The sequence below is a fragment of the Phormidesmis priestleyi ULC007 genome (assembly GCF_003003695.1).
GTDB lineage: Bacteria > Cyanobacteriota > Cyanobacteriia > Leptolyngbyales > Leptolyngbyaceae > Phormidesmis_A > Phormidesmis_A priestleyi_A.
Genome location: NZ_PVWG01000037.1, coordinates 1 through 15,644, shown reverse-complemented (window position 1 = coordinate 15,644; position 15,644 = coordinate 1). Strand labels below are relative to the sequence as shown.

At 50.4% G+C, this 15,644-nt stretch carries 9 protein-coding genes; 2 read left to right on the top strand and 7 right to left on the bottom strand.

Annotated features, from left to right (window positions below; all coding sequences use genetic code 11):
- Positions 1 to 194: 194 nt before the first annotated feature.
- From C7B65_RS20640 to rpsT, 5 genes are all read right to left on the bottom strand, one after another.
- On the bottom strand, positions 195 to 4,229 hold the full coding sequence (locus C7B65_RS20640) for a DNA-directed RNA polymerase subunit beta' (RefSeq protein WP_073074573.1): 4,035 nt from the start codon (positions 4,227 to 4,229) through the stop codon (positions 195 to 197).
- A gap of 122 nt (positions 4,230 to 4,351) precedes the next feature.
- The gene (locus C7B65_RS20635) at positions 4,352 to 6,226 is read right to left on the bottom strand and encodes a DNA-directed RNA polymerase subunit gamma (protein ID WP_073074572.1); all 1,875 of its coding nucleotides are present in this window, start codon (positions 6,224 to 6,226) and stop codon (positions 4,352 to 4,354) included.
- Between the two features lie 106 nt (positions 6,227 to 6,332).
- Positions 6,333 to 9,656, bottom strand: a complete 3,324-nt coding sequence (gene rpoB / locus C7B65_RS20630; RefSeq protein WP_073074571.1) for a DNA-directed RNA polymerase subunit beta — start codon at positions 9,654 to 9,656, stop codon at positions 6,333 to 6,335.
- A gap of 361 nt (positions 9,657 to 10,017) precedes the next feature.
- Positions 10,018 to 10,806, bottom strand: a complete 789-nt coding sequence (locus C7B65_RS20625; protein ID WP_073074570.1) for a TatD family hydrolase — start codon at positions 10,804 to 10,806, stop codon at positions 10,018 to 10,020.
- Positions 10,807 to 10,853: 47 nt separating this feature from the next.
- Positions 10,854 to 11,150: a 30S ribosomal protein S20 gene (gene rpsT, locus C7B65_RS20620; RefSeq protein WP_073074569.1), complete on the bottom strand. Its 297-nt coding sequence runs from the start codon at positions 11,148 to 11,150 to the stop codon at positions 10,854 to 10,856.
- Positions 11,151 to 11,362: 212 nt separating this feature from the next.
- Between rpsT and hisD the strand changes: the two genes are divergently transcribed.
- Together hisD and C7B65_RS20610 are read left to right on the top strand one after the other, a co-directional pair.
- The gene (gene hisD, locus C7B65_RS20615) at positions 11,363 to 12,676 is read left to right on the top strand and encodes a histidinol dehydrogenase (protein WP_073074568.1); all 1,314 of its coding nucleotides are present in this window, start codon (positions 11,363 to 11,365) and stop codon (positions 12,674 to 12,676) included.
- The gene (locus tag C7B65_RS20610; RefSeq protein ID WP_073074567.1) at positions 12,673 to 13,533 is read left to right on the top strand and encodes a shikimate dehydrogenase; all 861 of its coding nucleotides are present in this window, start codon (positions 12,673 to 12,675) and stop codon (positions 13,531 to 13,533) included. Before hisD ends, C7B65_RS20610 begins: the two co-directional genes overlap by 4 nt.
- 255 nt (positions 13,534 to 13,788) lie before the next feature.
- On the opposite strand, the gene hemB is transcribed toward C7B65_RS20610, so the two are convergent.
- Both hemB and C7B65_RS20600 read right to left on the bottom strand, forming a co-directional pair.
- Positions 13,789 to 14,772: a porphobilinogen synthase gene (gene hemB, locus C7B65_RS20605; RefSeq protein ID WP_073074566.1), complete on the bottom strand. Its 984-nt coding sequence runs from the start codon at positions 14,770 to 14,772 to the stop codon at positions 13,789 to 13,791.
- Between the two features lie 222 nt (positions 14,773 to 14,994).
- Positions 14,995 to 15,366 (bottom strand): hypothetical protein, encoded by a 372-nt coding sequence (locus tag C7B65_RS20600; protein ID WP_073074565.1) that lies wholly within the window; start codon positions 15,364 to 15,366, stop codon positions 14,995 to 14,997.
- Positions 15,367 to 15,644 lie beyond the last annotated feature (278 nt).

The window sequence follows — 15,644 nt, the reverse complement described above, 5'->3', positions numbered from 1 at the left end:
TCGAACGATCTCGAGAGGGCACGACATTTCGTGCCCCTACTGTACGGACATGGCACTGCCGTGTCCTCTCGCGGATCTATCACATCCACAAATCAAATGGATATAACGTGTCGCATTCCGGTCAATCACAAAAAATCCTCCCTGTTGTTAAACGGGGAGGACATTAGAACTAATTTAAGGCGTTCTAGCAGAACTTAAACTTCGTCATCAACTTCAACGTCATCAACCTCAAGGTCGTCATCCTCTACGTCATCCTCTACGTCATCATCGACCCCATCATCAATCAGATCCTCCTCCTCCAAGATGGGAGAGAAAACATCGGGTTCGGCAGCAGGAGTTGTGCCACCGCCAAAGCTCTCGAAGCTAAAACTCGGACGCTCATCAAAGCTATCTAAGCCATAGCTGCGGGCACTGCGATCGTCAAGCACAACCTCGTTAAGATCGGCTTCGTCATCAAACACTGGCGAACCATCATAGGCGATGTCCATATCAGGCGTGCCAGTCTCTTCATAAGCATTAAAGCCCGTCCCCGCCGGGATCAAGCGACCGATGATCACGTTTTCTTTAAGACCGCGCAACCAGTCAGACTTGCCCTCGATCGCCGCTTCGGTCAACACACGAGTCGTTTCTTGGAAACTCGCCGCCGAGATGAAGCTGTCGGTGTTGAGTGAAGCCTTGGTGATGCCCAACAGCACTGGCGTATATTCCGCAGGGGCACCGCCAGTAATCGACATCGCCTCGTTGACTTGATCGATCTGATAGAGTTCGACCAATTCACCGGGCAGCATCGTAGTGTCTCCACCATCATCGACCCGCCCTTTAGAAGTCATCTGCCGCACGACGACTTCGATGTGCTTGTCAGAAATATCAACGCCTTGAGACTGATAGACTGACTGCACTTCATTCACCAAGAAGGTTTGCACCTCTCGCAAACTAATCATTGAAGCGTCGTGAATTCCCAGAGTTTCTTTGTTGGCCCGGAACAGCACTTCAAGCAACTCGTGAGGGTTAGCTGGGCCGTCAGTCAGTCGTTCTCCAGACAGCACTTCTTGACCATCAGAAATGATCAAGTTTTGACCCGGGCCGATCGGATACTCGGTGACCAGTCCTTCTTTATCGACGACCTTGACTTCTACCGAGTCGTCTTCGCCGTAGACCACTTGTGCGGTGCCCGGTCGTTCAACCAAAACACAGGCTTCTTTAGGTTTCCGGGCTTCCAGGAGTTCCTCAATTCTCGGTAGACCTTGAATAATGTCTCCTGTTTTAGTCCGCTCAAAAATCAGCAGCACTAGGTTGTCACCCCGTTGCACTAAGTCACCGTCATCGACGTGCAGCACCGCACCCGGCGACACTCGATAAGGGCGAGCAATTCGCATCGTCACCTGAGTGTCACCGACCTCAAGCACCTGACCCGACTCTACTAGCTTAAAGCCAGATGCCAGATCAGAACCCGCTACCATCAAGTCGCCTGGTTTGACTGTGGGTTTCTTGTTTTTCGTCTCAATCACAACCTTGTCGGCTTCTCGAACGACCAAGATGCGACGAATCGCCTCGGCTCCTTCACGAATCCCCTGAATTTCACCCGCTTCTTTACACTGAATTTCAGTTCGAGCGATGACTGCCCCCGGCGTGATTTGATCGCCATCGTTGACTAAAACGTGAGTGTGGGTGCTGCCTTGGGTGGTATCTGCCGCAATGTCGCGACGAATCACTAGCGATTCTAGGATCACCAGTTGTAGGCGCATTAACTCAGGATCGGTTTCATCGGGAATTAGCTCAATATCGGCGGCTAACTGAGGCGCGTCTTTATCGATTTCTAGCAGCAGTTGAGTTCGCAGCAAGTCTACTCCTTCTACTGACCGAACCCGCTCACCATCTTTATAAGGTAAGCGCTGAATGGCACGTAGACGAATAGCGCGCCCAGACTCTTCGCTCACAGATTCCTGGCTCGGAACAGAAGGCTCATTGGCAACCTTGAACTCCGTTACCGGACGCAGCAAGATCGCCGGGCCTTCAGGGGTTTCAACATACTCCGCGTAGCGCAATTCATCCACCGTCAATCCAGGCATCACCTGTTGACCGGGATTCACTAGCGTGGCTTCTTTCGTCACAACCGCATCCAGATTGTCGATCATGTGGAGGTCACCCGGCTTAACCACAATCTCTCGAAGAATGTCGTTCTTTTGAGTCACCTCAATTACGCCATTGCTTTGACAGAAGATGTCTTTAACCACCTCGGTGCCTGCCTCAACGTATTGACCATCTTCCACAAGCAGCAAGGAGATGTCTTTGTTGACTTCATGAGCTTCTTCAGGAATCCAGAGCAGAGTGCCGCCTTGAATGACTTCATAACCCTGCTTGGCTTTGCCTCGTTTGGCAATTTCGACCCCTGAATATTTAATGATGCCGCCCGTTTGAGTGCGATAGCGATCGTCCACCAACTCGGCGACGGTTTGACCATTGGTGACCTGACTTCCAGGAGTCGCCTTTAGCAAAAAGGTCTGATTGCTGTTAGTCTCCAGCATATATTGATCGCCGCCACGCCCCTGATGGGTTTCAATCCGCACACGGGCTTCATCGAGCATGACCGAAGCGGTGATGATTTCGATTTCGCGTCCACCTTTGCCTTCTGCCTGTTCAGGTAAACGCACCACCCCACCGTTTTCGGTGACTAGCTTCGTTTCTGCAATCACGCCATTGGCTTCAATGTAGTCGCCGTTTTTGACCACAGGTTCAGCACCCGGCAGTAGGTTATAGACTTCTCCTGAGAGAATCCAGATTAAACCGCCTCTTTGAGCAATCCGAGTCGTGTTGCCCTGCCGATCTTTCTTCTCTTCAGGCACTAGGTCTTCAAACTTGACCTCACCTGCTAGGTCAGAGGCGACATCTTTTGCGGCTTTTTCAGTCGTTTTGCGACCCCGACCCGTCAGCGGGACTTCTGCCATGATCTGTCCGGCTTTCACCGACTGCTTATCCCGCACTAGCAGCGTAGAACCCTGCAAGACAGAAAAGGCTTGCTTCTGGCCGTCTTTGCTCTCTAAAAGCACCTTAGTGTCAGCGCCAGTTGATTCGACAATCAGCGCGTCTTCCCCGTGCCGAGTTCGCAATGGACGAGTTCGCATCAGTTTTGGCAGACGGACTGTGCCATCGAAGTTGGCTTTTTCCTGACGCGCCATTTCACCCGTAAACACCCCACCCGTGTGAAACGTTCGCATGGTGAGTTGGGTGCCCGGTTCGCCGATCGACTGCGCCGCGATAATTCCGACCGCTTCACCGATGTCTACCAGGTGCGCGTGTGCCAAGCTCCAGCCATAGCATTGTTGACAGACCGATCGGGCCGCTTCACAAGTGAGGGGCGATCGGGCGATCACTTGCTCAACTTTGGCTCGACCGATTCGCTGGGTGTCTGCATTATTGATGGACTGGTTGCGGGCAATGATCACTTCACCCGTTTCAGGATCAATGACATCGGCGGCGGCAACTCGACCCAAGAGCCGATCTTTGAGGGGAATCAGCACCCGATCGCCATCCACCATGGGCAGGACTACGATCCCTTTCTCGGTGCCGCAGTCAAGTTCTCGCACGATCACGTCTTGAGACACATCTACGAGACGACGGGTGAGATAGCCAGAGTCGGCCGTTCGGAGGGCAGTGTCTACGAGTCCTTTCCGGGCACCATAGGAGGAGATGATGTATTCGGTGACAGTCAACCCTTCTCGAAAGTTGGTTTTAATCGGTAAGTCGATGATTTCCCCCTGGGGGTTTGACATCAGACCGCGCATTCCCACTAGCTGCCGCACCTGAGAGATGTTTCCTCTGGCTCCAGAGAACGCCATCATATAGACAGAGTTTAGCGGGTCGTTAGCGCGGAAGTGCTTCACCACTTCGTCTTTGAGTTCTTCACTGGTGCCGTTCCAGGTGTCAATCACCTTTTGGAATCGCTCCACCTCGGTGATTTCTCCGCGAGTGTAGCGCTCTTCAGTCTCTCGAATCGTTTCTTCCGCCGCTTCTAGCAACTGACGCTTGGTGGGTGGAATCTGCAAATCATCCACACTGATTGAGACACCCGCCTTGGTTGCATAGCGAAAGCCCAAATCTTTGATCATGTCTGCTACTTGAGCAGTACGGGCGGTGCCATAGTTTGTAAACGCCCAAGCAATGAGGTTCGTCAACTGCTTTTTGTTGACCACCTGATTGCGAAAAAGTTGCTTCTCTGAATTCTGTGCCATCGTGTGCCCCACCTGTGCTGATTTTGGATTTTAGAGTTTGGATTTTGGATTTGAATGGGCAATCCAAAATCCAACATCTCAAATTGCCCTCGCTTACCATTTCGGATTTTGAGTTTTAAATCCTAGATCGCTAAAGCTTCTTGAATGGTCTTGTTGTAGATGATGCGACCCGGAGTTGTCTTAATGTATTGAGAGATCAGGGTGCCATCCTTGTCTTCCCGTGTCCGACGATAGTTGTAGACCTTGGTGACAATGCCATCAGGCGATTCATTTTCTTCAACTAGCTCTTCTTCGATGTCGGGCATATCTACGTCACCGTCAAAGCGCACCCAGATATAGGCATGAAGTTCAACTTGCTTCTGCTCGTAAGCGTTGATTGCATCTTCCAAGTTGGTATAGTAGCCACCCGCACCTTCTTGAGCCGCCGGGTTGTCCGCCGTCAAGTAGTAGCAGCCCAAAACCATATCTTGGCTAGGCGTGATGATCGGACGACCCGTTGCCGGAGACAAGATGTTGTTAGATGCCAGCATCAGCAATCGCGCTTCTGCCTGAGCTTCGATCGAGAGCGGAACGTGAACGGCCATTTGGTCGCCATCAAAGTCAGCGTTAAACGCAGGACAAACCAGCGGATGCAGTTGAATGGCTCGACCTTCGACCAAAATTGGCTCAAAGGCTTGAATGCCTAAACGGTGCAGCGTCGGTGCCCGATTCAGGAATACGGGGTGCCCTTCAATCACCTCTTCCAAAACGTCCCAAACGGTGGGATCGTTGCGCTGGATCAGCTTTTTCGCTGCTTTGATGTTGTTGACCAATCCCTGACGAATCAGACGGTGAATCACAAAGGGTTGAAATAGCTCGATCGCCATTTCTCTCGGCAACCCGCACTGATGAATCTTGAGCTTGGGCCCGACCACAATCACAGAACGACCTGAGTAATCGACCCGCTTACCCAAAAGGTTTTGCCGGAAACGACCCTGTTTTCCTTCGATGATGTCAGACAGAGACTTGAGCGGACGATTATTTGCGCCGACCACAGTCCGACCCCGACGACCGTTGTCAATCAAGGCATCGACCGCTTCTTGGAGCATCCGCTTCTCGTTGCGGACGATGATTTCAGGAGCCAAAATTTCCTGAAGGCGAGCCAGACGGTTATTGCGGTTAATGACGCGACGATAGAGATCATTCAAGTCAGAAGTCGCGAACCGCCCCCCGTCCAACTGCACCATCGGGCGCAGATCAGGCGGGATGACTGGAATCACGTCTAACACCATCCAATCAGGGCTAGAACCTGTGGCGATGAAGTTGTCCATCACCCGCAGGCGCTTGATCAGCTTGGCTCGCTTTTGCCCCTTAGAAGTCGCGATATCTTCCCGCAATTGCTCGGCTTCGGTGTCGAGTTGAATATCTTGCAGCAGCCGCTGTAGGGCCTCTGCACCGATACCAACCTCAATGCCCGACAGCTTTGAGTCTTCGCTATAGAGTTCGTCTTCGATTTCGATCCACTGATCTTCGGTGAGCAGTTGCTTGTAGGTTAGCTGCTCTGCATTGCCCGCGTTCAGCACCACGTAAGCGTTGAAGTAGACAATTTGCTCAACATCCCGTAGAGGCATATCTAGCAGAATTGCCATATAGCTCGGAATGCCCTTAAGATACCAAACGTGAGCCACCGGAGCGGCAAGCTTGATATAGCCCATACGGTGACGACGGACGCGAGATTCCGTCACTTCTACGCCGCAGCGCTCACAGACAATGCCGCGATGCCGCACCCGCTTATATTTACCGCAGTGGCATTCCCAATCTTTAGCAGGTCCAAAAATTCGCTCACAGAACAAGCCATCCATTTCAGGCTTGAGCGTGCGGTAGTTAATGGTTTCTGGCTTGGTAACTTCACCCACAACCTGCCCGTTGGGTAAAGTTCTTTCTCCCCACTGACGGATACGATCGGGAGATGCCAGACCAATTTTAACGTAGTCAAATCGCTGTTCTAGCTTTGGCATCGCGTAGTTTTTCCTCTATTCAATTGATGCTAGAAAAATGTATCGAGAAAGGATGATTCAGGTGCCGAATTCAGGAAATCCTGCCACTCGGCACCTAGCACCCTCTTTAGTCTTCTTCTTCGTCCATCGCTTCTCTAGAAATGGATTCATAAGTCGGTCTAGAAGGCGCGCGACGACTGTTTACATCTGCCATCAAGTCAACTTCCATATCCTTACTGCTGCCGTCTTCCTTGGTTTCGACCTTGTGAACTGCAACATCAAGACAGAGTGACTGAAGCTCACGCATCAACACCTTGAACGATTCAGGTGTGCCAGGGCGAGGAATCGCTTTGCCTTTGACGATCGCGTTCAACGCTTCGTTTCGCCCCTGCATATCGTCTGACTTCACCGTCAACAACTCTTGCAGCGTATAGGCAGCACCAAATGCTTCCAGTGCCCACACTTCCATCTCTCCAAATCGCTGACCACCCTGTTGAGCCTTTCCACCCAGAGGCTGCTGCGTCACCAGAGAGTAGGGACCCGTCGAACGAGCGTGAATCTTGTCGTCAACCAGGTGAACCAGCTTCAGCATATAGGCTTTGCCCACCGTGATCGGACGATCGAAGGCTTCGCCAGTCCGCCCGTCATAAACCTGAATTTTGCCAGGGTTATCGGGGTTAAACAGCCAATAGCCATCTTGTCCACCCGTTGATTTAATCCGCTTGTCTTGTGCTTCGCTGATCTTGGCGTGAACGGTTTCTCTAGACTTCTCTTCGCCGTGCATTTCGTCGAATGGCACAACTTTGAAGCGAACGTTCAGATTTTCAGCCGCCCAGCCTAGCAGACACTCATAGACTTGACCCACGTTCATCCGGCTTGGTACACCGAGGGGATTAAGCACGATGTCAACGGGTTTGCCATCGGGTAAATAGGGCATATCTTCGATCGGCAAAATCCGAGAAATAATCCCTTTATTGCCGTGACGACCTGCCATCTTGTCGCCAACTTGAATCTTACGCTTCTGTGCCACATAAACACGGACGACCATGTTAGCGCCAGGAGGCAACTCGTCACCTTGCTCACGAGTAAACACCCGTACGTCAACAATCCGACCTTTTTCGCCGTTGGGCACTCGCAGGGAGTTGTCCCGCACGTCTCTGGCTTTCTCACCGAAGATGGCTCGGAGGAGTTTTTCTTCAGGCGGTTGGTCAGATTCCCCTTTTGGAGTCACTTTGCCGACCAAAATATCGCCTGACTCGACCCAAGCTCCGATGCGAATAATGCCTGTCTCATCTAATTGACGCAGCGCATCTTCACCGACGTTGGGAATTTCACGCGTGATTTCTTCTGGACCTAATTTGGTTTGACGGGCCTCAATCTCAAATTTCTCAACGTGAATTGAGGTGTAAACGTCTTCTTGAACTAGGCGTTCGCTAATCAGAATTGCGTCCTCATAGTTGTAGCCTTCCCAGGGCATATAAGCCACGAGAATGTTTTGACCAAGCGCCAGTTCACCTTTTTCAGTCGCAGATCCATCTGCCAGAATTTGACCCGCAATCACCTTATCGCCCACAAAGACGATCGGACGCTGATTTAAGCAAGTGTCCTGGTTCGATCGCTGATACTTCTGAAGGGCATAGCTGATATCTTTGCCGCCTTGAGAATCGCGAACTCGAATCCGATCGGCATCCACAAAGGTGACTTCGCCATCGGTACGGCTGACGACTACCATCCCAGAGTCACGGGCAGCTTGCGCTTCCAAGCCAGTTCCCACTAAGGGACGCTCAGGACGCAACAGGGGCACCGCTTGACGCTGCATGTTTGAACCCATCAGCGCTCGGTTTGCGTCGTCGTGTTCTAGAAAGGGAATCAGCGAAGTTGCCACCGAGATGATTTGCACCGGAGAAATTGCTACGTAATCTACCTCTTGAGGAGTCGCAACGGTGAAATCTTGCCGATAGCGAACCGCGACTTCTTCGCTAATGATGTAGCCGTTTTCATCCATCGTGATGTCACCTGCGGCAACCCGCAGATCATCTTCTTCGTCAGCAGTCATATAGATCGGAGGATGATCCTTCACGACTCGACCGTTTTCGACGGGATAGTAAGGAGTCTCAATAAATCCGTAAGCATTCACACGAGCATGAGTGGCTAACGAACCAATCAGACCCGCGTTTGGACCTTCAGGAGTCTCAATAGGGCAAATCCGCCCATAGTGAGACGGGTGAATGTCTCGGACTGCAAAGCCTGCCCGTTCTCGCGTCAGACCCCCTGGCCCTAATGCACTGATACGCCGCTTGTGAGTCAACTCTGCTAGAGGATTGGTCTGATCCATAAACTGCGATAGCTGAGAGGAGCCAAAGAACTCCTTAATCGCAGCAACCAACGGTTTCGGGTTGACCAACGAGGCAGGAGTCAGAGAATCAGCATCAGAGACCGTCATGCGTTCCCGAATGATTCGCTCTAAGCGGTTTAAACCGACTCGCACCTGGTTTTGCAGAAGTTCGCCCACCGATCGCACTCGGCGATTGCCTAAGTGGTCAATATCGTCAATGCTTCCGGTGTCAAACTCCAGGTTGATCAAATAGTCGATTGCAGACAAGATATCCTGCGGAGTCAACACCCGCGTTCCTTCGGGAACACTGAGGCGGAGCTTCTTGTTCAGCTTGTAGCGCCCCACTTTGCCCAAGTCGTAGCGTTTGGGATCAAAGAAACGAGACTCTAGAAGTTGAGCGCCACCCGAAACCGTTGGCGGTTCACCAGGACGAAGCTTACGGTAAAGCTCCATCAAAGCCTCTTCTTCGCCAAACTGACCTTCTTTCTCGATCGTCTTCTGAAAATATTCAGGGTGACGTAGTGCATCAAAAATCTCGCCATCACTCAACCCCAAAGCCTTTAGCAGAACTTGAGCAGAAAGCTTGCGAGTTTTGTCAATGCGAACCCAGACCAAATCATTCTTGTCGGTCTCAAACTTCAGCCATGCACCCCGGTTAGGAATCAAGCTGGCATTGTAGGTACGCCGTCCGTTTTTGTCAGTTTCTGACTTGTAGTAGACACCAGGGCTGCGAACGATCTGATTCACAATCACTCGTTCAGCGCCGTTGATGATAAAGGTGCCGCGATCAGTCATCAACGGCAAATCGCCAATGAAAACTTCCTGCTCTTTAATTTCACCCGTCTCTTTATTAATCAGACGGGTCGGCACATACATTTGTACGGCGTAGGTGCTATCGCGCCGCTTTGCCTCATCAACATCATATTTAGGGGGCTTCAGCTTGAAGTCTTTTCCTAAAAAGTGAAGCTCAAGCTTGCCTGTATAATCAGTAATAGGCGAAAAGCTGTCGAGTTCTTCGATCAAGCCTTCTTCAAGAAACCAGCGAAAGCTAGCCCGTTGAATTTCGACCAAATCCGGCAAAACAAAGGCGGGGGTGGTGTAGGTCTGCTCAGTCATGCGTCTCCTCAGAAGGGTCACGCCCAGCGCGAACCCTGAATTTTATACTATTTGCACAAATAAGTCAATGCAAAAAAGTTTGGAATCCCAAAAGGAATCCAAAAACCTGGATATTTAGTTGTGGGTTGTTGGTTGCTCGCTTCGTTTCCAATTCTTCCAACAATCGATGAGGTGATTTAATTGAGCGTCTGACAGATTCAAGCTTTACTGAGGAAAATAAAACCTGGTAGAAGCTCTCGTTCATGGGGCATGATTTGCACCTTCTAGTATTATGGCGCAGCAAATCGGTTTTGTGGGTTGACGAATCAACAAATTTGTGAGATCTAAACTCTGTCAATTAGCTTGGAGCAGAAAGGCAGGGTTAAGAAATCTTCAAACTAAAGAGTTGGCAAGCATTTTCAGTCGTTTGGGCGGCTAGTTGCTCAACGGGAGTTTCTCTTAGACGAGCCACTTGTTGAGCGACATATTGCACATAAGACGGCTCATTGCGCTTTTCACCTCGTTTAGGAACGGGAGCTAGAAACGGGCAATCTGTTTCGATCAGGAGACGATCGCTCGGCACCATTTTTGCAGATTCTTGAATCTGAAGCGCCTTTTTGAAGGTCACCGTGCCACTAAAACTGATATAAAAGCCCAAATCTAAGAACCACTGAGTTTCTTCGGGGGTGCCGCCCCAACAGTGCATCACGCCCTTCACGGAGCCATGCTGTTGATAGAAGTGACGCAACAACTCCGCCATTGGCTTTGCAGCCTCTCTACAGTGAATAATCACGGGTAGATCAAGCTGTCGAGCGATCGCGAGTTGCGCCTCAAATGCCTCAATCTGCTGCACTCGATTTTCTGCTTTAAAGAAATCTAACCCCATTTCCCCGATCGCTACCACCCGCGGGTCAGACTTTGCCAAGGCAATAATCTGCTGAGAAGAACTTTCCGTCCACTTTTCTTCGACATCCAGGGGATGTAGCCCTACTGCAAAGGAAAGCTCAGGAAACCGATCGGCAAGTGCCTGGATCTCAGCAAATTCGGCAGGTTCGACACAGGAGTGAACTAGATGAACTAGCCCCGCTTCTCGCCAACGAGCCGCGATCGCATCCAAGTCTGGCTTGAATGCATCAAAGTTGATGTGGACATGGGTGTCGATCAGTTGCATGAAATCCTTCAGGACAAACCTAAAATCATCAACCCAATGACAGATTTCTAGGATGCGAGAGCCGTTTGCTTCTTGACTTCTCTAGAAAGGCGAGACTTACGGCGGGCACCTGTGTTGGGATGCAGGACTCCCCGCTTCACCGCTTTGTCAATCTTGCTGAATGCCGAAGACATGGTGGTTTTCACAGCTTCCAAGGCTTCTGGAGACGGTTCAGCCGCGTAAGTATCTGCGGCTGCAATGCACTTTTTCATCAGCGTTCTGACGGCTGATTTGTATGCTTTGTTACGAAGACGGTTCCGTTCTGCAATTTCGACGCGTTTAATCGCGGATTTAATATTAGCCACAGTAAATCCCAGAAGAATAACTATTATTGGACACAAGAATCGCTAGACAAATAACTATAGCATTAACATCTCAACGATCGCATACACCTCTAAAAATCCGGGTTAAGCTAGAGTAACGATGATAGGGTTTGTCTAGCATTGGCAAGGTTGCTAGAAAGGTTCAAGCCCTTTTTTCTAGACGGGTTATCTCAAGTCTGACACTTCTACACTCCATGCTGCGAATCATCACTCAGTGGACTGAGGCTAAAACTGAACTGCGACGAATTTGCGATCGCACTCACGACGATCAAGTTGTTCATAAAGAAGCGACGGTTCGGGAGGTCTTGCAAGCGGTTAAGCGACTCGGAGATCGAGCGGTGTTAGATTACACCTTAGAGTTCGATCACCAAAAAATTAAGCCTGAAGAGCTGCGAGTCAGTGGCTCTGAGCTTGACGCGGCTTATCAGCAGGTTTCTAAAGAACTGCTGATGGCAATTCAGCAAGCCCGTCAGCAAATTGAGGCGTTTCATCGACAACGAGTGCCCAAAAGCTGGGTGCATTTTGGAGAAGACGAAATTGTCTTGGGCAAACGCTATACTCCCGTCGATCGCGCTGGGCTATATATTCCTGGCGGTTTAGCGTGTTATCCCAGCACGGTTTTGATGAATGCCGTTCCTGCAAAAGTTGCTCAAGTGCCTCGCATTGTCATGGTGACTCCACCTGGCAAAGATAAGGTGATTAATGCGGCGGTTTTGGTGGCAGCTCAAGAAGCTGGAGTAGACGAGATCTATCGGGTCGGTGGCGCACAAGCGATCGCGGCTCTGGCCTATGGAACCGAAACTATCCCCAAAGTGGATGTGATCACAGGCCCAGGCAATATCTATGTGACGTTGGCAAAGAAACTGGTTTATGGAACAGTTGGCATCGATTCACTTGCGGGCCCGTCTGAAGTTTTGATTATTGCGGATGAAACGGCAAATCCAGTTTATATCGCAGCAGATTTGCTGGCTCAAGCAGAACATGATTCGATGGCAGCCGCTATTTTGCTCACCACAGATTCTACTTTGGCGCGGAAAGTGGTGGATGAGGTTGAGCGACAACTGATGGATCACCCTCGCAGAACTTTGACCGAGAAAGCGATCGCGCATTACGGTTTAGTCGCGATCGTAGATTCTCTAGAATCCGCCGCCGAACTTTCAAACGACTTTGCGCCCGAACATTTAGAGCTTGAAGTAGACGATCCGTGGGCGTTGCTGCAAAATATTCGTCACGCAGGCGCGATCTTTTTAGGAAGCTCGACCCCGGAAGCAGTAGGCGATTATTTGGCAGGGCCCAACCACACGCTACCCACATCTGGATCGGCTCGATATGCGTCACCTCTGGGAGTTGAAACATTCTTGAAGCACTCTAGCCTGGTGCAATATTCGCCGATCGCATTGCAAAAGGCAGCGAACGCGATCGATATTTTGGCAAAGGCTGAAGGGTTGCCCTCTCACGCCAACTCCGTTCTGTTTCGAGTTCGTGACCAGTTGAACCCAGAGACATGACGCAAATCACGGGAGAAACGAGGCTGCTAGGCGTGATTGGACACCCGATCGCGCATTCTCTTTCGCCCCTGATGCACAATGCCGCCCTTGCGGAAATGGGTGCCGATTTTGTTTATCTGCCCTTTGCGATCGCGCCCGAAAATTTAGAACAGGCAATTAAAGGATTTGCGGCCATCGGCATCCAAGGCTTTAGCATCACGATTCCCCACAAGCAAACGATCATGCCGCTATTGAACGAGATTTCTGAAGTAGCGCAAGCGATCGGGGCGGTCAACACCGTCTGGCGAACGGATCAAGGCTGGAGCGGCACCAACACCGATGCAGAAGGATTTTTAGCACCTTTGCGATCAATGCAGCGAGATTGGAGTCAGTCAGTTGCCGTTATTTTAGGAAACGGTGGAGCCGCTAGAGCCGTCGTTGCGGGATGTGTGGAATTAGGCTGTGCTGAAATTCACATTGTCGGACGAGATGCTCAAAAGCTAGAAGCGTTTTCTCAAAGTTGGAATCGTTCATTTGGCTTGCAGGTTCACGCTTGGGAGACGTTGACTGAGTGGTTGCCTCGTGCAGATCTGTTGGTGAATGCAACGCCGATCGGCATGTCTCCTCACATTGAAAAATCTCCACTCACGCCAGCAGAAGTTGATCAATTAAAGGCCGGAGTCGTTGCTTACGATTTGATTTATACGCCTAATCCGACTCTGCTTTTGCAGCAGGTTAGCGATCGGGGAAGCGTTGCGATCGACGGTCTAGAAATGCTGATTCAACAAGGAGCCGCCGCTCTCAAAATCTGGACTCAGCAATCTGTCCCAGTTGAGACAATGCGCCAAGCTCTACGCCACCATTTGGGATTGAACTAGAATTCAGAATATTCTTTAACGTGAGTTCGACAGACATGGTTCGCTCCGATTATGAATTTGGGAAGCCCCCTAAATCCCCCAAAACTGGGGGACTTTGAACCGGAATTTTTGGCTTGAAGTCCCCCAATTCGGGGGATTTAGGGGGCTGAAGCGCTGAATAACGAAGCGAAAGAACTTCATCGAACTGACGTTAATTTAATTCATGATCCTTAGTAGTTGATAGGGGACTGTGGTTTATGAATTCGACGTAAAAGCCTACGCGCCCAACCAACGAGCCGCATCTTTAGCGTGATAGGTGAGAATCAAGTCAGCACCCGCCCGCTTAAAGCTGGTCAGCGTCTCCATTACGACGCGCTCTTCATCGATCCAGCCATTGAGAGCAGCAGCTTTCACCATTGCATATTCGCCCGACACGTTATAGGCGGCAACAGGCAGATTTGTAGCTTCCTTCACGCGATAAATTACATCCATGTAAGACAGCGCAGGCTTGACCATCAGCATATCTGCGCCTTCTGCAATGTCGAGTTCGATCTCTTTAAGGGCTTCACGAGCGTTGCCAGGGTCCATTTGGTAGGTGCGGCGATCGCCAAATTGAGGAGCCGATTCTGCCGCATCTCGAAAGGGTCCGTAATAAGCGGACGCATATTTTGCCGCATAGGACATAATCGGCGTGTCTTGAAATCCTGCCTCGTCTAACCCTTGCCGCACTGCTTGCACAAACCCATCCATCATGCCCGAAGGCGCAATGATATCGGCTCCGGCTTTTGCTTGAGAAACCGCCGTTTTTTTAAGCAGTTCTAGGGTCGGATCGTTGAGAACCCGTCCTGACAAATCACCGACTTCGAGATAGCCACAATGACCATGAGGCGTGTATTCACAGAGGCAAGTATCGGCAATCACAATTAGATCGGGAACCGCTTCTTTAACCGCCGTTGCCGCTTTTTGAATCATGCCGCAATCGTGCCATGCGCCCGTCGCATCGGTGTCTTTATCGGCGGGAATGCCAAACAAAATAATTGAAGGAATGCCGAGATCGTAGACTTCTTTTGCTTCTTCAACGATTTTGTCGATCGATAGCTGAAACACCCCCGGCATCGAGCGAACTTCTTTGGCGATCGCTTCACCCGGAACCGCAAACAACGGATAGATCAAATCACTGGTAGTCAACACATTCTCACGAACCATCCGACGTAGTTGAGGATGGGCACGCAGACGGCGAGGGCGGTGAGTTGGAAACATAGGACTGATAAAGCTGGCTAACGTTGGCGATATCTTAAAAGTCTAAAACTTTCAGGAGTGCGATCGCTCACTAGACTGATTACGAACTGTAAAGGGTGAGCAGGAATGAGATCGAGAATTCATCCTATTCAACCTAAAATGTTAGCCCTTCAGATGATTAAGGGACGATCGCTTAATTTCCGTCAGCCTTCAAAGAGGTAATTTCGCGATCGTTCCCTTCATCTAGAGTTGAATGATGATTTTGTTCTGCAACTCCTCCACTTGAATCAGTGAACCACTACCGATGACAATGTTGAACTTCGCTAACGATCGTTCAACTTGATATCCCGGCAACACTCGAACAATCTGATATTCCGTCGTCAAGTCGCTCGTGCCATCCCACTTCAGCAATGCCAGTTGATTAGACGCTATCTCACTTAACTGAGACACGAACTCTTCAATCGCACCGCTAATGTTTGGGATAACACCAGAGGACACAAAGATGTAACGCTCCTGCAAATCCAACGTTACACTGACTCGATACCGTCTTTCGGTTGAGCAACGCAACTCAACGGTAAACGAAATCGAGCTAGGCACGATCGTCCTAACTCCCATAGTTTTTGTCCTCTCGATTAATTCAAAGAGGACAAAAACATGGATGTCTCCGATATTCGGTAGAGGTAAAGAACGTATGCGGGATCTTGATTCCAGCCTTTCAAGATCCCATAGCAAAGCCGACGGTGTACAATCATGAACGCCTCCTGAGTTACTCACATTAACTAGGGATGGAAGTCCTCGGAGTCTGATTTGGACGATCAGGGCAAACGCATCTTATTCGGTCAGAATCTTGAGTAAGTAATTCTCATCCCAGCCTGCTCGCAGTCGCTTGTTCT

Bases quoted from the DNA above. Each gene is read 5' to 3' on its own strand.
- C7B65_RS20640 (WP_073074573.1), bottom strand. From the start codon at position 4,229: ATGGCACAGAATTCAGAGAAGCAACTTTTTCGCAATCAGGTGGTCAAC.
- C7B65_RS20635 (WP_073074572.1), bottom strand. From the start codon at position 6,226: ATGCCAAAGCTAGAACAGCGATTTGACTACGTTAAAATTGGTCTGGCA.
- rpoB (WP_073074571.1), bottom strand. From the start codon at position 9,656: ATGACTGAGCAGACCTACACCACCCCCGCCTTTGTTTTGCCGGATTTG.
- C7B65_RS20625 (WP_073074570.1), bottom strand. From the start codon at position 10,806: ATGCAACTGATCGACACCCATGTCCACATCAACTTTGATGCATTCAAG.
- hisD (WP_073074568.1), top strand. From the start codon at position 11,363: ATGCTGCGAATCATCACTCAGTGGACTGAGGCTAAAACTGAACTGCGA.
- C7B65_RS20610 (WP_073074567.1), top strand. From the start codon at position 12,673: ATGACGCAAATCACGGGAGAAACGAGGCTGCTAGGCGTGATTGGACAC.
- hemB (WP_073074566.1), bottom strand. From the start codon at position 14,772: ATGTTTCCAACTCACCGCCCTCGCCGTCTGCGTGCCCATCCTCAACTA.
- C7B65_RS20600 (WP_073074565.1), bottom strand. From the start codon at position 15,366: ATGGGAGTTAGGACGATCGTGCCTAGCTCGATTTCGTTTACCGTTGAG.